Raw genomic sequence first — 19,316 nt, 5'->3', positions numbered from 1 at the left:
CCGATCGGGTCGGCGCCGTTTTCATTCACCGATCGAAGGAGAGGTCCTGCTGTGACGGCCGAACAAGAGCGGATATCGGTTGAGGATCGAGTCGCGATACACGAACTGCTGAGCCTGTACGGACATATCGTCGATGATCGGCAGCTCAGCCGGACGGGCGAGGTCTTCGCCGACGACGCCGTCTACGACGTTTCCGATTTCGGCTCCGGCGTGCACCACGGTCCAGCGGAGATCACCGCACTGTGGACTGCCACGACCAACCATCCCCTCGCTCATCACACCGTCGACGTCGTCGTGACCCAGGATCCGGACGGCACTGTCCACGTGGTGTCCAAGGGGATCGGGCTGGGTGAGAACGGCCGCGCGGGCAGCGTCACCTATCGCGACATCGTACGACGCACCCCGCAGGGCTGGCGGATCTCGCGACGAGTGGCGGTACTCCGCCGCCCGGATCGGATACCTCCCATCACCTGACAACGCTCGACAAATCGAACACGGTACGGAATCCGACAGGGCTACTCAGCCGTCAAGCCCTGTTGGCCAACCTCTCTCGAGTTGGCTGACAGGTGAACCTTCGTGCTGGCCCGAGTCCACATCGCAGTGGGTTACAAAAGCAGACCTGAACATCATCGAAGCTCAGGCGCTGCACCGGCACTCGGTGGACAGCAGGTCGTTTCAGCCGATTTGTGACTCAACGTGGCCCGAAGCGCTGCGCGCCGTCCAACCGGATGACCTCGCCGTTGATATAACCGTTGGTCAGCAGGTGCTCGGTGAGAGCGGCGAACTCCTCCGGTGCACCCAATCGCTTCGGGAAAGGGACGTTAGCGGCGAACTTCGCCAGCGCGTCCTCCCCGACAGTTTCCATCATCGCTGTGTGCATGGTGCCCGGCGCGATCGTGTTGACCCGAATACCGACCGAGCTCAGGTCACGAGCCGCTGCCAGTGTGAGTCCGACGACTCCGGCCTTGGCCGCAGCGTAAGCGGTCTGCCCGATCTGCCCCTCGTAGGCAGCGATCGAGGCCGTCGCGACCACCGATCCGCGCTCCCCGGCGGCGGTCGGCTCGTTCGTCGCCATGCGCGCCGCGGCCAGCCGCAGGATGTTGTAAGTACCAACCAGATACAAATCAAGCGTTTTGGTGAACCCCTCGAGCGAGGCAGGGCTTCCGTCCCGGTTCACCACCCGCTCCGCGACGCCCCAGCCGCCGTGGGAGATCACCACATGTCGCAGCGTGCCCAGCTCGGCCGCAGTGTCCAGCGTCGAGTTCACCGACTCCTCGGACGTTACGTCGGTGCGCGAATACACCGCGCCCGAACCCAAGGATTCGACGAGCTTATTCGCTCGGTCGTCGGCAAGATCAGCGACGATAACTGTCGTTCCCGCCTTGTGCAGGCGGCGGACGACAGCCTCGCCGAGTCCGCCTGCACCACCGGTCACCAGTGCTACGTCAGTCGTTGGGGTGCTCATTCGTTCTCCATTCGATTTGGTGATGTCGTGATCAACGCGCAGACGGCTCACTTACCTGCCCATACGGTTTCACCCACCGACAGGTCACTGTTGTCGAGACGGTCCATGGCGCGTCCGCCGGTCCGCGGCTGATCGCGGCGTCTACCGAATTGTAGGAGGGCGGCAGATGCCCTCCCCCGGATACTTGTTCAGTACGTGAGCCGCACGCGCACTCCGGGCAGACCGCACCGGCACGGAGTCGGATCGACCTCGCCGTCCACCCCCAGCGCGATATCGCGCTTGGCGAACGCACGATCTCCGACAACCGTCAAGGTCAGGCCATCGAGAGTTCGCTCCACGCGCCACTCGTCCGGATCGAGGTGAAGCCCACTGTGTGGGGAACATTCGGCGGCCAGCGCCGGTCCCAGCATCGCGATCGTCGCCGGTTCCACGCCGGCCGCGCGCAGAGGCCCGACGCCATCGGGCCGAGCCCAGACCAATGGCACCTTCGCCAGCCGCTCGACGATTTGCTCGTCGGCAGTGAGCCCCCGCGCGGTTTCCCCGCTCAGCCCGATGACCGCCTTGATCGGCAGCAGAGACAGGAATGTCGCGCTGCGCTTGGCATCCCAGCCGTAGGGCTCGGCATTGCTGAACACGATTCTGCGCGCTCGCAATGCATCGACCAGCGGATTCAGCCATGGACCCTCGGCGTTGCGGCCGGTGACCAGGACGTGATCGCCACCGGCGAGCCCACAGACATCGATGAGCCGCCGCGCCCAGACCGTGTCGCGCTCGACCTCCGGCCAGCCGATATCGAACGCGACCCTGGCCCCGTCGCCCTGCACGAACTGGGCGATACCGGCCAGCTGAGGATGCCGACCCGCCATGTCCGCGGCCATCGAATCCCGGCTCATTCCTTCACCACCCTCGGAAACTTCGCAACGCTCGAACTGCGGGCGACGAGATCATTGACCGGAACCAGCTCGATCTCCGGTCGCACGCCCACGCGTTCGGAGACCACCGTCTGCAACCTGGCACTCAGGTCACCGAGATCCACCTCGGTCGCCGACTGATACCCGACCCGCAGGCGCAGCCGGTCGGTCACCCGGGCGGTGCGGATAATCTGGAACATGCCGTCGTGTGTCTCTTCCTGACTCTCGATCGCGGCCCAGACCTCGCTGACCACAACGGGTTTGCCCGCGACGACGGTTTCGTCGCCGCGGCGGCCGATTATCCACTGCCGTGCGTGCGTGCGCCCGCAACCGCAGACCGAGCGATCGAGCCGGACCAGATCCCCACTGCGGAAGCGGATCAGGGGAGCCGCTTTGTTGTCCAGATCGGTCGCGGTCAGCTCACCGATGCCCCCGGACTCGACGGCACGATCACTGTCGGCGTCGAGGAGTTCTGGAAGAACCAGGTCCTCCCAAAGGTGATAACCGTTGTGCTCACGGCACTCCCACGCAGTGCCGGTGTCACCGGCACTGCCGTAGACGAACAACTCGACGTCCCATTCGTCGCGGACCTTGTCCGCCAGCGCTTTTCCGAGTGGCTGCCCCGCGAAGGCCGCGCCTTTGAGCGAGGACAACGCCTCCCTGATGTCGTATGTCTTGGCCAGCCGCTCGAATTCCAGCAACGTCGGCATCATGAGCTGCATGTACGCCGGTTGGAATCGCCGGGCGGCCTCGAGGACCTCGGCCCCGTGGCCGATCCACGTGTCGATGTAGATCGGGACCAGACCCATCTCGTGGAAGAAGGTGGTGTAGAACCCGCGGAACGCACCCGCCGGAACGAGCACACGATCGCCCGGACGCAGACCGAGCTCCCAGAGGTCGCGAGTCGAGCAGGCCGGCAGCGGTGGTGCCGAATCCCAGATCTCCGGAATCAGTTCTGGCGCACCGGTAGTGCCCGAGGTCGACATGACCGATGTCAGACGTTCTCTCGGCACCTGCAGCAGACCGCCGAACGGATCACCCGTCCGATCCCGATAGGCCCGCAGGTCATCCTTGGTGAATGTCGGTATCAGCCGTTCGAAGTCGTCGAGCGAGCGCACCATGTCCGGCTCGATACCCGCGGCCGACCACAACTCCCGGTAGAACGGCGAGTTCTCGTAGACGGCGGGCACTATTTCCAACACCCGTTGTTCCTGCAACGCGCGCAATTGATCACGTGGCATGGTTTCGATTTCCGGCTGGAAAAACCGCCGGCTTGCGTCGCTCACTCCCGAACCGGGAGTGATGGACAGAGATGCGTCCAAGTCGAGTCGACCTCCGTATGGTCACACAGCAGCACGCTGCGGAAGAGAGACGAACCACACCGTAGCCCCGGTGGAAGCCCCCGCATACGGAACCTTGTTTCGGCAACGCTCGACCGGCAAATCGGGGCAAAACAATAGAACTATATAGCTATTTATGCTAAATTGGCGGGCACCATATGCCGTTCACGCGAATCGAACGCACCGGTTCCATCAGCGGACAGCGCAGCGGATCGATCGACACTGGGAGGCATCCGGTCGCCGGCCCATTGTGCGACCTCGATTCCCTCCAAGCTCGCCATATACTCAGTGGTTCTCCGAGCGACCGGAGCTGACATCCGCAACCATGCCGACAGCTCCTCGACCGATATTTCGAGCAGGAGCAGATCCCGGTCGAGCATCGGACCGACGACCGTAGTGACCGGTGCCCACACGATCCGGAACTCGATGTCTTCGTACACGACGCGTGGTCTGCGGATACGCCGGCGACGTGGTGAGCACTCCTTGGGCGACGCTTCCAGCAGTGTCTCGAAACATCGCTCAGCCGCACCATCGCCCGCATCCACGTGCGCAACTATCGACTCCCGAATCACCAAAAGTGTCGCCCGATCACATTCGTGAAATCACCTATCCGACGCCGCGCTGTCCACACTCCCACTGCCCGGAACCCCGATCACACCGGAACTGGTTCCGGTACGCAGTTTGGCGATCCAGGCGGCAACCTGCGCCCGCGAGCTGAAGCCGAGTTTGGAAAAAATGTGTTCGACGTGCGCTTCCACAGTGCGACGCGATATCAGCAGAGTTGCGGCGATCTCCTTGTTGCTCTGCCCGGCAGCGAGCAGTCCCGCAACGTCGCGCTCTCGTTGAGTCAACAGGGCGAGCTCCGGCGTCAAATCCGCATCCGGCACCCTCGCGGCGGTCTCGTCCAAGGCCAGGCCGATATTTTCGGTGATCGATTTGCGCGCACCACGACAATGCGCTTCCCGATACTTGCGTTCCCCCAGCTCCATGCGGCACTCCTGCGCCAACCGCTCGCGATGCCCCGCCAGCTGCGGGATCTGCTGTGAGTCGGACGCCTGCCAGATGGAATCGGCGGCGCCGAGCAGCTGAGCTGCTCGCTCGTAGTCATGACGCCGCCCCGCGATCCACGCCAGCGTCTCGAAACACTGGGCGCCCCCGACCAGGTTGTCGAAGGACCTGTGGATTCGCAGGGCCTCCCGCACCGCGGTATCCGCGCGGTCGATTTCGCCCTGTTCCCAGAACATTGTCGCCAGCTCCCACAGCGCCTCCGACCGGTGCCGCAGGTCACCGTGGGCTTCACAGACGGCGACAGCCTGCTCGCACAGCGCTATGCCGCGCTTGATGTCGCCGCGGCGGTAGTACGCGACACCCAGGCGCGTATCGACGATGACTCGCCCCATCGGATCATCATCGGCGAGTTCGGCCGCCGACGTCAGAGCCACCATGGCTCCCGGCAGATCTCCCCGCTGCAGCAGCACGCTGCCGGTCAACGACGCTGCGATCGACGCCGATCGCCGATCGCCGGCCTGCATCGCCGCGGATCGGGCGTCATCGAGCATCCGTTGGGCCGTGTCCAGTTCGCCTTCTTGGAGCGCGCACCAGCCACCGACCCACAGCAATATCGCGACTTCGGTCCGGGGGGTTTCCAGCGACGCCAGTGCTCGCTCGACCCACAGGCGTCCTTCACCAGCCAGACCGCTGCGCATGCTGACCCCGCCCACCGCCGCACCCAGTAGCGCACCGAGGTCCACGCCGCCCGGCTCACAGAGCGCGAATTCGATTGCCTTACGCAGATTGTCGCGTTCCGCAGTGAGCCACCGTATGGTCTCGACCTGTCCGGGCCCGAACCACGTCCGGTAGTACTCGGCGATGACTCCGCCGTAATAGTCGCGATGGCGACGGCGCAGCAGATCCTCGGCACCCGTGCCGACGAGCCGCTCGTGCCCGAAGGTGCGGATGGTGTCCAGCATCCGATACCGGAAACCACCGCGGCTCTTCTGAGTCGTGACGATGGACTTGTCCACCAGGGCAGCCAGTGTGTCCAGGATGACCTCCTGGGCTAGCGGATCTCCCGCACACACCGACTCGGCAGCTTCGGCGATAAAGGATCCCGAGAATACGGTCAGACGCGCCCACAGCGCCTGCTCCTGCTCGGTGCACAGCTCATAACTCCAGCCGATCAACGACCACAGACTGCGCTGACGGGGAGCCAGCGAGCGACTGTCCGAATACAACAGTTGGTAATGCTCGTCGAGCCGCTCGCCGATCTGCCGGACGGACATGTGACGCACACGCGCGGCCGCAAGCTCGATAGCCAGCGGTAGACCGTCCAGCCGACAACACAGATCGACCACGGCCTGCGCATTGCCGTCGGACAACTCGAAGTCGGGGTCGACGGTACGCGCCCGGTCGACGAACAGGGTAATCGCATCCGAACGCCGCAAATCCGGCAACGAGGTCACGGCGTTTTCCGACGCCGGCATCGGCAGCGGCCGCAACTCGAACAACTGCTCGCCAGCCACGTCCAGTGGTTGTCTGCTGGTGGCGATCACCCGCACCCTGGGGCACGACTTGAGCAACACATCCACCAGAATCGCGCAGGCGTGGCTCAGGGACTCGCAGTTGTCCAGGACGAGCAGCATCTCGCGGTCGCCGAGTCGATCGGCGAGCAATGCGGGATCCCAGCCACTGCGCACCTCCTGCAATTCGAGGGCAGTCGCGACAGTAGGAGCCAGCAACTCCGGGTCGCGCAGGGGTGAGATATCGACGAACCAGACGCCATCTCGGAATGCGCGATGCGACAAAGCCGCGGTCCGAAGCGCCAACCGGGTCTTACCGACACCGCCCGCGCCGCGCAGTGTGACCAAGCGTTTCGTGGACAAGGCTCGTTTCAGGTTGAGCAACTCGGCGCGCCGACCCACGAAACTGGTGAGTTCGGCTGGAAGGTTCCCGACCACGCCCCCGCGTACCGCCACCATCCAGAGCCACCTCTTCGAAGCTCACGGTCGCCGATGCAGCCGCATGTCACTGCGAGCACCCCGCGGCCATCCGAAACCGTTCGGTGCTTCGTTCAGGCCAACCCCGGGTCACCCACCCCAAAACTCGGCACCACCACGATTGTACGCAGGAGAAACTCCCGTTTCCGCACAGCGGCACGACGAGGCGGCACCACAGCTCGGCGGAGCGGTCCGGAACGGGATTTCCGCGAGACCCGCACGAGCCTGGCCCGCACTCCGATCAAGGGTGCGGGCGGCCTGCTTTCCGCCCTGCGGCACTCAGAACTACAATATCGTTAGATAGTACATCTAATTAGCCCTCAGCATGCCTCGAACAACGTCCCAGCTGAACCCCAGCCATGACGCCCGCGATCATCGAGGGAGACGCGCTGGGGCGGCCGCGCGGAGCCGATGACGCGCTTCGAAGACAATGGCGCCTTGCCCCCATCCGCTTAAGTAGATATATAATTAAGCCTTCAAGTTCGATGTCGACGCGATCGCCGACATCGACGGCCAGCAGCAGGACGAAGGAGTCCGCCATGCCGAAGACGTGGCTCGCTCAGCAGGAACAGGCATCAGCAGAACTCTGTCGCGTCCACCTCGCGATGGATGAACTCCACCTGGAATTTCGCGCGAGCCTACGCCAGGGCATGAACTTCGAAGCGGCCATGAAGGCCTGGTCGGCCGGGATCCGAGTCGTCATCGACCACGACGTCGACCCGACACTGCCATGGCTTCCGTGTGGGAAATTGTGGGATTGAACAGCCGACATCGGCACCAACGCGCCCCGCACCGGCGGATCCCTCGATTGCGCCGTGTCCGGTGGTCATTCGCCGGACACGGCGCGCTCGCTACAGGCCCATCGACCGACCGATGAGATCCTTCATGATCTCGTTCGTGCCGCCATAGACACGCTGCACTCGCACATCTCGCCACAACCGGGCGATCTCGTACTCGTTCATGTAGCCGTATCCACCGTGCAACTGCATGCAGCGATCGGTGATCTCCCACTGCGTTTCGGTGGTCCACCACTTCGCACCCGCGGCTTCCTCCGCAGTCAATTCTCCAGCGTTGGCGGCGACAATGCACTGGTCGAGGTACGTCTGCATTACCTCGATCTTCGTGCGCATCTCGGCAAGCGCGTGCCGATTCACCTGGAACGTGCCGATGGCTTGACCGAACGCCTTACGATCCTGCGCGTAGGCCAAGGTCAATTCGTAAGCGCGGCGGGACCCCGCAACCGCGTGCACAGCGATACCGAGACGTTCCTTCGGCAGGTTCCGCATCAGATGGTAAAAGCCGCGATTTTCCTCACCGATGAGGTTTTCCACGGGAACACGCACGTCCTGAAAATGAAGTTCGGCGGTATCGGCGGAATGTTGACCGATCTTGTCCAGCTTGCGACCCCGAGCGAATCCGGGCGTATCGGTTTCCACCGCGATCAGACTGACACCCTTGCGTCCCGCAGACGGATCGGTCTTGCAGGCGACGATGACGAGATTCGAGAGCAGGCCGTTGGAGATGAAGATCTTCGATCCGTTGATGACGTACTCGTCGCCCTCACGCCGCGCGCTGGTGCGGATGCCGCCCAGGTCCGATCCAGCACCGGGCTCCGACATGGCGATCGCGGTGATGATCTCCCCGGTGACGAATTTCGGAAGCCACCGGCGCTTCTGCTCGTCGGTCGTGAGGTCGATCAGATACGGCGCGACGATGTCGTTTTGAATACCGAATCCAACCCCGACCGATCCGGTCATCCAATACTCTTCGTTCAGAATGGCGTTGAACCGGAAATCGACAACGCCCGCCCCGCCGAACTCTTCCGGAACATCCCATCCCAGCAGCCCTGCTTCTCCTGCCTTCAGCCAGACCTCTCGCGACGTACGGCCGGCCTTCTCCCACTCCTCGACATGCGGCACACACTCTTTTTCGAAGAATGTGCGGGCTGTCTGCCTGAACTGCTCGTGTTCGGGCTCGAAAATCGTACGGCGCATCGCGCTTTCATCCTCTCACTCTGCATCGTCGTGCATCGTCGTGATGCGACAGGGTTGTCGATAGGCCCGAACGTCGGGTCATTTCGTCATATCGCCATGGTCCCGGTCACCAATTGCGCCGATCCCTGTCGCGACGGCGACGACCTTCCCGTCCCCGCCCACGAGCTCGGTTCGGATCGAGCGCAGCCTGCGACCGCCCCGTTCCAATGTCGAGAACATCCGCAACTCGCCCCGCGGTGGCACCGGACGCAAGTAATCGACCGCGAACCGAATCCGCCGGGACCAACCGTCCAGAGTTCGCTCGAAAGCGTCCTGCGCGGCGTGCGCCAAACTCATCAACACCCCGCCGTGCACGATGCCCGCGCTATTGCTCATGGCGGGCGCGAGGGTGGTCACGCATTCGCCGGCGTCCAGCACCGATACTCGGATGTCCGCCGGATCGAACTGCGCGCCAACCGCTCTTGGCTCAGTGTCGGGCGCACCCCGCCTCCGGCCGGTGGCCACAATGGCGACGGCATGAGCGATCGGTGTGCCGAGATCGTCATGAATATCGGCCCGCGACATACCGACACCGGACTCGAGGGCCAGCGTCGTCCCCTTCGCCTGCAGGGACGTCGCCCCAGCCGCTGGTGCGCCGAGCATGTCTACCCGGAGTTCCACCGTCGCACAGGATTCACATTCCTCCGCGGTCAGAATACCGAGTCCGGTCGCCGCGTCGGCAAGCACCGACAGCCGTATCGGCTCGACCGGCTGCAGTGGACCCGCCGCAGCGCCGCGCAACGGCGTCGACACAGCCACACGTCCCGGAGCGATCAGCAGAGCCGACAATTCCAATCGCGCCTCCACCGAGGCGCCGAAGATGATCCGATTGTCCGCGCAGATTTCCAGACCTCTGAGACGCGGGGCATCAGAAAGGTCACTAGTCATAATTCCTGCCTCCCAGAGATCGGCTGCACCCGGTCCGCGTCGCACAGTTCGGGCGATACAGGTCGTACCACACAAGACGAGACGCCCGTGCGGTACGACGGGGGCATCTCGACGCGCCGACTCAGCGCTTGATCAGCTCGAAGCCGTGGTCCCACTGTCTACCGGACTGAGGCGCGCACACCTCGAGGCAGTGTGATAGATACTATCAGATTGTTAGACTCTTGCAAGTTTATAGTGTAACAGTTACACCTTTTATCAATGAGGTCGCAGTATCTGCATGCATGTACGTCAAACTGCCGAGTCCGAGACGATGAGCCAAGACCACCCCCACGTCTTGGCCGCAGCACGCACGCGGACTCTGTCAGCGCCGAGTCGACCGGCGCCCGTTCCCGGCTCTGCTCCCCAACCTGGAGGCGACCGAACAACTGCAGGTCGGCACGACGATCGCTGCGGCAATCGCGCAAGCCCAGTTCGCTGACCTACCGACACACGACCTGCAGTTGCTCAGCCTGGCCGGTTCGGGCATGCCCCAGGGAAGCCCGCCACAGCGCGACGGCATGATGCCGCACCTTTTCAGAACGGTATATGTGAGGGCGGACATTGCCCGTGGTTCACCGTGGACGGGCCGCGGCCGAACGGCCCACCAGACCGAGTTCCACGGCACACTCGAATAGTGCGGTGCCGTCGGAGCTTCACCATTCACGACCATTCCACGGCCGTGAATGGTGAAGAGCGGAGTTGTCGTCCAGGACTAAGAGATCTAACTGAATGCGCTATTTGAGCACCCTGGCGAGCACCGCCCGAGCCTCGGCACCCTGGCGTTGGCTGATCTCGGCATGACCGATCAGTTCGGAACCATGGAAAGTACCAGGATACAGGTGCAGTTCGACATGAACCCCGGCAGCGAGCAGAGACTGCGCGTAAGCGATACCTTCATCGCGCAGGGGGTCGAACTCCATCACCGAGATATAGGTCGGCGGCAGGCCTCCGAAGTCCTTCGCTCGCGCCGGCGCCGCATAGGGTGAGACGGGCGTGGTGCCCCGAACCTCAGGGCCGAGGTAGAAGTCCCAACTTCGCTCCGCGCTCGGGCGGTTCCACAGCGGTGTTTCCGTAAACGCCGCCATGCTTGCCGTCTGAAGCCGATCGTCCAGTACCGGCACAGACAAGAACTGGAAGGCGATGCGCGGTCCACCACGATCACGAGCGAGCAATGCAAGCGCTGCACACAGTCCCGCGCCGGCACTCTGCCCACGGATCACGATACGAGACGGATCACAACCCCACTCTGTGGCCTGCTCAGCAATCCACACCAAGGCGGAATAGCAGTCATCCAACCCCGCTGGGTAAGGGTTCTCGGGCGCGAGTCTGTAGTCGACCGAAACAACGACCACTCCGAAAGTGCGTGCCAGTTCGGTGTTCGCCGCATGGTTGGTCTCGATATCGCCCATGACGAAGCCGCCCCCGTGCACGTCGAGAAGAACCGCTTCCGATACGACGGCGTCGGGGAAATATGTCCGCACAAGCACATCCGGCCCGCCGTCGTAGCCTGCGATCGACCTGTCGCTAACCGTGACTCCGGCGGTATCCACCGAGCCGAAAGCCTGAGCGACGAGTTCCCGGGTTTGTTCCCGGGCACCCACCAGATCCGTCGAGAAGTCGAGATTCGGCAACATCGGCACAGCGACAGCGAGTTCGGGATCGAATGCGAAAGTCATGAGTTCGGCGCCTCCACCCGGGCGGAACGCACGGCTCCGACGTCTTCGCGGCCGAACCACGATCCGAGCGCGCCCCCGATTCCATTTCTCCTGCCGGTCACCACGACCGTCTTGTTCTCGAGATTCATCTCCACCTACATCTGCTGCGAATCATTGCCCACATCTCCGGGCAGACCGAAATAGCTTGTCTCCCATAACGAAATATGGAATTGCTCCGGGCGGACCGCTGTACATATTTCATGACGCCAGCTCATACCCGCGGCACAAATACGGCAACGGAGTGATCCGGACCTTTGCCAACGCAGAATACAGCGCGGCCGGCGCATCTCACCAAGGAACAACGTTCCGGCCGACCGAACAGCCTGATCATCGGGCGTCTACCGACCTGAACCCGCACGTCACTGCGTAGGACACAGTCGCGTTCCGAGCTCAGAGGCCGCGAACTGTGCTCCGCGACCGGGAGAAGCTTAGGTCGGCAAAGTACTGTTGCTGTGGAACGAACCGAGGAGGACGAGACGATGCGAGCGCTGCCTGCACGAGCGAAGGCCATGGTGGAGTCGTGGGACGGCATTGCGGTCACGCCACGCGATGCAGCAACCGTCGTGTTGCTACGGCCCAGCGAAGACGGTTTCCAGGTCTTCCTTATGCGACGACAGCCAACCATGAATTTCGCCGCCGGAATGCATGTATTTCCCGGTGGCAGCGTCGAGAACGCAGATGCGGACCCCTCGATCGGGTGGATCGGCCGCACACCGTCCTGGTGGGCCGGCAAGTTCGGCTGCACAGCGGAGCTGGCAGGAGCGCTGGTGGTTGCGGCGGTCCGCGAGACCTTCGAGGAGACTGGCATACTACTGGCCGGTTTCTCGGCCGATTCGGCGATCGAGACCGATACGACCCGTTATTCGCATGCACGCGCGGAATTGGAGAACGGCAGCATCCGCTTCACGGATTTTCTGTCCGACAACGGCCTGTCCGTGCGCGCAGATCTGTTGGGCCCGTGGGCACACTGGGTGACGCCAGAATTCGAGCCTCGCCGCTTCGATACTCGATTCTTCGTGGCAATGCTGCCGGGCGGTCAGCAGATCGGAGATCTGGCTTCGGAGGCCGACCACGCGGTCTGGCTGGATCTACGCGAAGCATACCGCGCCGGTAGCGCGGGCGAACTTCCCATGATGCCACCCACGATTCACACGATGCGTCAATTGCTCACATTCGACGGAAACGACCTCATCGGGACGGCAGCGGCCAGGGAGGTAACCACCATCGCTCCGAAACTGGTCCGCGCCGATGGAGAATACTTCTTCGATTATCCCGGCACAGATGAGTTCTGACGGACACCGTTTCCGTGTCTTCGTGTCATGGAATACCAGGGGAACAAGCTCACTCCGCGTTGGCCCGGTCTCGTAGAGCGTTCTTGAGAACTTTCATACTCGCATTGCGAGGCAGGGCGTCAACCAGGATCATCCGGCGCGGCACCTTGAAGTTCGCGATCTTCTTCGCCGCCCACACCCGGAATTCCCCCTCGGTCAGCGCGCCGCGAGGCCGGGGCACCACGAATGCCACGGGTACTTCGCCCATCCGCACGTCAGGGACGCCGACCACCGCGATCTCGGCCACCGACGGGTGTTCGCCCAGCATTCGTTCGACCTCGGCGGGATACACATTGAACCCGCCGACAACGACGACGTCCTTCTTCCGATCCACGACCCGGACGAACCCGCGCTCGTCCATCGCCACGACGTCCCCGGTACTCAGCCAACCCTCGGCGTCGATCACCTCGGCGGTCTGCTCTGGGTCTTCCCAATATCCGCGCATCACGTTGTACCCGCGCACGAGCAACTCACCGGCTTCCCCTGTTGGAACATCGTGCCCTTCGTCGTCGACCACCCGAAGTTCCACGTCCCATGCCGCGCGCCCCACGGTGGTCGCGATGTCCTCGACATCGTCGACTTGCGGAACGGTCGCGGTCACCAGCGAGGTCGCCTCGGTCAATCCGTAACCGCTGTGGACAATTTCGGCCCCCAGTTCGGTCGCTATGCGGCGGAACAGATCGGGTGGCACCGACGCGGCCGAAGGCATCGTGACCCGCAGCGAAGACAGATCGTTACCACGAGACCCCGCATCCAGCATGTCCTGGAACATCGTCGGCGGCCCCAACAGGATCGACACCCGCTCATCGGCGACCGTTCGCAGCACAGCGTCGACGTCGAAGACACGCTGCGGAATACTGCAGACGCCGTGCACGATGCACGCCATCCACCCCGCCTTGTAACCGAAGGTGTGGAAGAACGGCGGAATGATCAGATACCGGTCCCCTGCACGGAAATCCATGACCTTCGCCAGCCATCCATGGGCGCGCAACGACTGACCGTGCGATAGCATCACGCCCTTGGGGTGCCCGGTGGTGCCGGAGGTGAACATGATGTCGGACAGGGCGTCGGAGCCGACCGCATCGATCGCGGCTTGTGCTTGCGCGACGGTCACAATCTCGCGACCGCGCGCCAGAAATCGATCCCACGACAGCTCACGCTGGCCGACTGCGCCTGATGCCACGACCACTCGATCCAGCGCCGAGGCAGCCGGATCGGCCGCACGGAGCATCTCCGGGTAGTCGTTACCCAGGAAGTCGGTCACGGTGACCAGCGCCCGCGCACCGCTCTTACGCAGAACGAACGCCGCTTCCTCACCCTTGAAACGAGTGTTGATCGGCACCAGAATCCCGCCCGCACCCTGTATGCCGAGCGCGGCGAGGATCCAGTGGAACGAGTTCGGAGCCCAGATTGCGACCCGGTCCCCCGGTTCGACACCGAGCGCGATCACCGCCCGGACGCTATCGATCATCGCGGACTCGAGTTCGGTGAACGTCATGCGCACCTCGCCGTCCACGAGCGCTTCGAGCGATCCGAACCGCTCGGCAGCGACCCGCACGGCGTTCGGGATACTGACCAGGTCGCGGTCGTATCGGATCCTCAGCTCATCGGGTATGTACGACCACTGATCGCGGTGTCCGATCGGATCGATCGCCATAGCATCTCCCTTGCTGGTTCGGTGACCGAGTAGCCAATCCACGCAGACCCATTTAGATTAAACTAATTGAGCCAATTAGACGCCTGCGCTGACGATCCACCGACCACCGAAGTCGCATCGTCGGCCGATCGGGCTGGACGGGCACGAGTCGAGACAACAGTCCGGTTACCCGCGAGACTGCACACCCGACCATGCTCCCCGATCGGTGTGCCCGGTGTTGAGCAGTCGCGCAGGACCAGACCCCGGCATAATGGCGGGCGCAGAAATGCCAGAACGTGAGCACCGACAGGAACCAACGAAAGGCTATTGAGCACAATGGAATACACTTCCTTGGGCCGCAGCGGATTGGCTGTGTCCAGGCTCGTACTCGGCACGATGAACTTCGGCCCCGCGACATCCGAACCGGACAGTCACGCCATCATGGACCGCGCGCACGAGCACGGCATCAATTTCTTCGACACCGCCAACGCGTACGGCACGCTGATGGCCGATCCGCCGACAGGCCATCTCGGTCTTACCGAGGAGATCATCGGCCGCTGGTTCGCCACCGGTGGCCGTCGGCGCGAGAAGACCGTGCTGGCGACCAAGGTCTACATTCCGATGGGCAAGTGGCCCAACGAATCTCACCTATCGGCACTGAACATCCGCCGCGCGTGCGACGAATCGCTCCGGCGTCTCGGGACCGACTACATCGACCTGTATCAAATGCACCATATCGACCGGAAATCGCCGTGGGAGGAGATCTGGGAGGCCTTCGAACTCTTGCGTCAGCAAGGGAAGGTGCTCTACTTCGGCTCGTCCAACTTCGCCGGGTGGCATATCGCGCAAGCACAGGAAGCCGCCCGCTCACGGCACTTTCTCGGCCTGGTCAGCGAGCAGTCGATCTACAACCTGCTAACTCGCTGGATCGAACTCGAGGTGCTACCCGCCGCTCGGCACTACGGGCTGGGCGTGATCCCGTGGTCGCCGCTGCAGTCCGGGTTGCTCGGCGGGGTCCTGCGGAAGCAGCGGGACGGGACCGCCGCGCGCAGTACCTCGAAACGCGTGAGCGCGGCACTCGATCTGCACCGCGAGACTCTCGAGGGGTACGAGAAATTATGCGCGGATCTCGGCGAAGACCCTGCTCACGTCGGACTGGCGTGGCTGCTGGCACAAGACGGGGTCACCGGGCCCATCATCGGTCCCCGCACCATCGACCAGCTCGACGGTGCGCAGCGCGCGTTGGAGATCACCCTCGACGACGACACGCTCACAGCGTTGGATCGGCTGTTCCCAGCACCGGCTCCGAACGGAAGCAAGCCGGCGCCCGAGGCGTACGCCTGGTAACCGGGTAGGCCCTGGTAACCGGGTAGGCATTGCCGCAGGCTGGGGGCATTCCGCCCCGAGCGGTAACCGCGGGGCTTCCCAACAGGAGCTCCGCGGTCGTCGCCCGTCAAAGCAGTCCGAGCAACCTCAGGTCGGCGACATATTTCGCGATGATCGGCGCGGTGATCCCCGGAATGTCCTTGTCCGGGCCGATCTTCGCATCCCGCACCGCGGCCCGGAAGCGCTCGACCAACCCCGGCACGCCCCTGGTCGGCACAAGTGGCCTGCGGAAAACCGACATCAAAGGAAGCAGCGAATTCTGCCGCTGCTCCTCGGGAAGCCCGCGCAACGCGGCCTCGAAACGCCGACACCAGTCCTCGTAGTCGGCGATCCGCTGGATGGGACATCCGGCATCGATGAGCCAATCGACGTACTCGTCCAGCCCGATGCCGTCGTCGTGCGGGTTCATGACGTGGTAAGTCCGGTAGCCGTCGTGCCTGCCACCGAGTACGGCGACGGCTTCGGCGACGAAGTCGACCGACAGGCCGTCGTAGTGCGCACGCTGTCGCTGTCCGTTCACATCCAACTCATAGAACGATCCGGGAGCGATGCCTGTTTGCGCCAGGCTCAACATCAACCGAGTGAACATATCGGGCACATTGAGCTGTCCGGCATAGGTGGGTTCGGCCAGGATCATATTGCTACGGAACACCGTGACCGGAAGGCCGCACAGCTCGTGCGCCGCACGCAGCAGGATCTCCCCGCCCCACTTGCTGTTGGCATAGCCGTTGGCGTAAGTGTCGTCGATTCGCCTTGTCGGGCTTGCGATCCGGATGTCCGCGTCCTCGGTGAACGCGGACGGATCGACCTGCGTGCCCACCGCCATCGTGGAGATGTACACGAACGGCTTGATCTTCGTGGTGATCGCCAAGCGGATCAGCTCTGCGGTTCCTCCGACATTGGGGCCGAACAATTGGCTGTAGGGCAGCATGTGATTGACCAGCGCGGCCGGGTCGACGATCAGGTCGACCGTCGCCGCGAGCCGCTGCCAGCTCTCCCGGTCGAGCCCGAGATCGGCCTGGGCCTTGTCACCGGCGAGCACCTCGAGCGTCTCTTCGGCCAGCTTGCCGAAGTGGGCCACGAGGTCGGGATCACCGTTGTCGAACGTCGCGTCGAGCCGGGTGCGCGCGTCTGCGTCGGATTTGCCACGAACGAGGCAGATCACCTGGCCCCCGACGGCATTCATGCGCTCGAGCCATTCGAGGAGGAGGTAGCGACCCAGAAATCCGGTCGCACCAGTGAGCAGGACCGTGCGGACCGCGGCAGTTGGGCCCGGTAGCGACGAGGCGGCCCGAAGCGTCTGCGCATCGATGAAGGTTTCCAGTGTCAGGTCGGCGGCGGCGACCTCGGTCGCCCCCTTGCCGTGCACCGATGCGAAGGTGGGCCGGCCGGGCCCGTTCCGGCGCGAACTCTCGATATGAGCCGCGATCGTCGCCAGATCACCTGCCGGGCCCACGATCACACCGACCGGAACTTCGATGTCGTAGATGTCGTGCAGCAGATTGGAAAACGTCAACGCCGACAGCGAGTCTCCGCCCAGGTCGGCGAAGTGCGCGTCGGGGCGCACAGCGTCGGACGCACCGAGCAGTGCACCGGCCGCGCGGCAGACGGTCTCGAGCACCGGCCGCGCGGCTCCCTCCCGGCGCAACGCGGCCAGATCGTCCGCTTCACTCGCGGCGATATCGGAATAGAGCTGCTCCAGCGTGGGGCCGTAGTGCTCCTTCAGTTTCGGCCACGCCAATTTACCGATGCCGGTGAGCAGTCCGTTCTCCAGCGAGAACGGCGTGGTCTCGATGACTATGTCCCGGGGGATCTCGTAGGATTGCAACGCGGCCTCGCGTGCCGCGCGGCGAAGCGATTCCGCCACAAGCGGTTTCAGGGACTCGGCCGAATTGTTGGCCAGCGCCTGCGCGCTCGGTACGACGACGGCGAGCAGGTACGGGCGCGCATTGTTCGCGTATATGAAGATCTGCCGGACCACGGGACTGTTGCCGAATACCGCTTCCAGTTTCGACACCGCGACGAATTCGCCTTGCGAGAGTTTCAGCACGTTGTTGCGCCGGTCGACGTACTGCAGCCGGTCGGGCCCCAGCTCGGCCATGATGTCACCGGTGTGGTACCAGCCCTCGGCATCGAACAGTTGCGCGGTCAGCTGGGGCCGCTTGTAGTAGCCCCGAACCACATCGGAGGACTTGACGTAGAGCTCACCGCGCGGCCACGGGCGGTCGGTGCTGAAATAGCCGAGTTCGGGCACGTCGACGAGTTTGTAGTCGATCACCGGTGGCCGCTGGACGTAACCGTTCATCGTGACGGCGCGAACCTCGGTCGCCCCGTATGCCTCTCGCAGCGGCAGCTCGAGCAGGGACTCGACCCAGGACCTCAGCTCCGCGGAGATGGGGGCCGATGCCGTGGCGGCCTCGACGAACCGTCCGCCGAGCAGGCCCTGTCGCAGCTCCGTCTTCACCTGCTGCTCGTGCACCGCCGGGTCTCCACCTCCGGACACCCGGCGGGCCAACCTGGCCTGGAACTGCTCGAACAGCATTTCCCAAATTCTTGGCACGAAGTTCAGCCACGTCGGCCGGGCCAGCTCGAGGTCCTGGAGGAAGCTCGACAGGTCGCTCTCGGCAGTGAAGTAGGCGATCCCTCCCTGTGCCAGGGTCCTGTACAGCGTGCCGCGCCCGAACTGGTGACTCAAGGGCATGAAGTTCATGCTGATGGCAGGCAGAGCCCGCTTCGGGCCCCTGCGCCAGTTATTGGCGACCATGTCCTCGCTGTACATGGCGCCCTTGGGGGTTCCCGTGCTCCCGGAGGTGTACAGGATCAGCGACAACGGATCCTCTTCGGCTACAGCCGGGGACGACGGCAGCTCGGCCGGATGCGCGATCACCTCGGTCAGCGTCTCGATAACGGTCCCCGTGCCGAGCCCGGCCAGTCGGTCGCGGGCCGCCGCCACAGCATCACGGTGGTCGTCCACCTCGGGGTGGTAGTCGAACACCAGCAGCATCGCGGGCCGATGCGCTTCGATCAGTTCGACGGCATCGGCCAGACAGTCCACGCTCGAGGCGACCACAACCGGCTCGGTCTCTTCGACGATCGGCCGCAGTGCGGCGACGGGTGCGTTCGTATGCAGCGGCACCGCGATGGCCCTCATACGCATCAGCGCCAGATCGATAACGGTGTAGTCGATGCTGGTGAAGCCCAGTACACACACGGTGTCTCCGGCTCGCACCGACGCCTTCGGGCCCGCTGTCAACGCTGCCACGACGGCGCCGATCCGGTTCCGCAACTGGCCGTAGGTAATCGTGTCGAACCGCGGCAAATACCGGATCGACACTCGATCGGTGCGCGGGTCCCGCTCGTAGTCGACGACTCGGCTGCCGAGTGCGGGACGGTCGACATATCCGTCGAGCATCACTTGCAGAATCTCGGACAGCGACCGGGAAGACCTGATCGCGTCGAAGACTGAATCGTCACGCTGGGCTGCCGCGAACTGCTCGTCTGTGGCGAACAACTCGGCGACCCGATGCTCCCACTTCGCGCTGCGTGTATCGGTGGACATGCAATCTCCTGTGCCAT

13 protein-coding genes are annotated in these 19,316 nt (G+C 63.8%); 4 read left to right on the top strand and 9 right to left on the bottom strand.

Going from position 1 to position 19,316, the window contains the following annotated elements; genetic code table 11:
* The first annotated feature begins 51 nt into the window (after positions 1 to 51).
* The gene (locus ACQPXH_RS12455; protein WP_433602486.1) at positions 52 to 474 is read left to right on the top strand and encodes a nuclear transport factor 2 family protein; all 423 of its coding nucleotides are present in this window, start codon (positions 52 to 54) and stop codon (positions 472 to 474) included.
* A gap of 217 nt (positions 475 to 691) precedes the next feature.
* Here the strand turns inward: ACQPXH_RS12455 and ACQPXH_RS12450 are convergent, their stop codons facing one another.
* The 4 genes from ACQPXH_RS12450 to ACQPXH_RS12435 form a co-directional block, all read right to left on the bottom strand.
* Positions 692 to 1,465 carry an SDR family oxidoreductase gene (locus ACQPXH_RS12450; protein WP_433602485.1) on the bottom strand — a complete coding sequence of 258 codons (774 nt, stop codon included), beginning with the start codon at positions 1,463 to 1,465 and terminating at the stop codon, positions 692 to 694.
* Between the two features lie 188 nt (positions 1,466 to 1,653).
* Positions 1,654 to 2,358 (bottom strand): hypothetical protein, encoded by a 705-nt coding sequence (locus ACQPXH_RS12445; RefSeq protein WP_433602484.1) that lies wholly within the window; start codon positions 2,356 to 2,358, stop codon positions 1,654 to 1,656.
* Complete coding sequence (locus ACQPXH_RS12440) at positions 2,355 to 3,617, bottom strand: phenylacetate--CoA ligase family protein (protein ID WP_433602483.1); 1,263 nt, start codon at positions 3,615 to 3,617, stop codon at positions 2,355 to 2,357. Before ACQPXH_RS12440 ends, ACQPXH_RS12445 begins: the two co-directional genes overlap by 4 nt.
* Positions 3,618 to 4,318: 701 nt before the next feature.
* Positions 4,319 to 6,694, bottom strand: coding sequence for an ATP-binding protein (locus ACQPXH_RS12435; RefSeq protein ID WP_433602482.1), 2,376 nt, complete (start codon positions 6,692 to 6,694; stop codon positions 4,319 to 4,321).
* A gap of 557 nt (positions 6,695 to 7,251) precedes the next feature.
* Between ACQPXH_RS12435 and ACQPXH_RS12430 the strand changes: the two genes are divergently transcribed.
* Positions 7,252 to 7,473, top strand: a complete 222-nt coding sequence (locus ACQPXH_RS12430; protein ID WP_433602481.1) for a hypothetical protein — start codon at positions 7,252 to 7,254, stop codon at positions 7,471 to 7,473.
* Positions 7,474 to 7,563: 90 nt separating this feature from the next.
* Here the strand turns inward: ACQPXH_RS12430 and ACQPXH_RS12425 are convergent, their stop codons facing one another.
* The 3 genes from ACQPXH_RS12425 to ACQPXH_RS12415 form a co-directional block, all read right to left on the bottom strand.
* On the bottom strand, positions 7,564 to 8,706 hold the full coding sequence (locus ACQPXH_RS12425) for an acyl-CoA dehydrogenase family protein (RefSeq protein ID WP_433602480.1): 1,143 nt from the start codon (positions 8,704 to 8,706) through the stop codon (positions 7,564 to 7,566).
* A 78-nt stretch (positions 8,707 to 8,784) separates the two neighbouring features.
* The gene (locus ACQPXH_RS12420) at positions 8,785 to 9,633 is read right to left on the bottom strand and encodes a PaaI family thioesterase (RefSeq protein ID WP_433602479.1); all 849 of its coding nucleotides are present in this window, start codon (positions 9,631 to 9,633) and stop codon (positions 8,785 to 8,787) included.
* Positions 9,634 to 10,406: 773 nt separating this feature from the next.
* The gene (locus ACQPXH_RS12415) at positions 10,407 to 11,306 is read right to left on the bottom strand and encodes an alpha/beta hydrolase (RefSeq protein WP_433602478.1); all 900 of its coding nucleotides are present in this window, start codon (positions 11,304 to 11,306) and stop codon (positions 10,407 to 10,409) included.
* Between the two features lie 560 nt (positions 11,307 to 11,866).
* Between ACQPXH_RS12415 and ACQPXH_RS12410 the strand changes: the two genes are divergently transcribed.
* Positions 11,867 to 12,679 carry an NUDIX hydrolase gene (locus tag ACQPXH_RS12410; RefSeq protein ID WP_433602477.1) on the top strand — a complete coding sequence of 271 codons (813 nt, stop codon included), beginning with the start codon at positions 11,867 to 11,869 and terminating at the stop codon, positions 12,677 to 12,679.
* Positions 12,680 to 12,728: 49 nt separating this feature from the next.
* Here the strand turns inward: ACQPXH_RS12410 and ACQPXH_RS12405 are convergent, their stop codons facing one another.
* Positions 12,729 to 14,375 carry an AMP-binding protein gene (locus ACQPXH_RS12405; protein ID WP_433602476.1) on the bottom strand — a complete coding sequence of 549 codons (1,647 nt, stop codon included), beginning with the start codon at positions 14,373 to 14,375 and terminating at the stop codon, positions 12,729 to 12,731.
* A 351-nt stretch (positions 14,376 to 14,726) separates the two neighbouring features.
* Here ACQPXH_RS12405 and ACQPXH_RS12400 point away from each other — a divergent pair, with 351 nt between their 5' ends.
* Positions 14,727 to 15,701 (top strand): aldo/keto reductase, encoded by a 975-nt coding sequence (locus ACQPXH_RS12400; protein ID WP_433602475.1) that lies wholly within the window; start codon positions 14,727 to 14,729, stop codon positions 15,699 to 15,701.
* A gap of 106 nt (positions 15,702 to 15,807) precedes the next feature.
* Here the strand turns inward: ACQPXH_RS12400 and car are convergent, their stop codons facing one another.
* Positions 15,808 to 19,299 (bottom strand): carboxylic acid reductase, encoded by a 3,492-nt coding sequence (gene car, locus ACQPXH_RS12395; RefSeq protein ID WP_433602474.1) that lies wholly within the window; start codon positions 19,297 to 19,299, stop codon positions 15,808 to 15,810.
* Between the last annotated feature and the right edge of the window lie 17 nt (positions 19,300 to 19,316).

Origin of the sequence: Nocardia sp. CA-135953 (assembly GCF_050955735.1) — a bacterium.
Classification (GTDB): Bacteria; Actinomycetota; Actinomycetes; order Mycobacteriales; family Mycobacteriaceae; genus Nocardia.
Note: the sequence above shows the minus strand (reverse complement) of the source record. Positions and strands in the feature narration are given on the sequence as shown.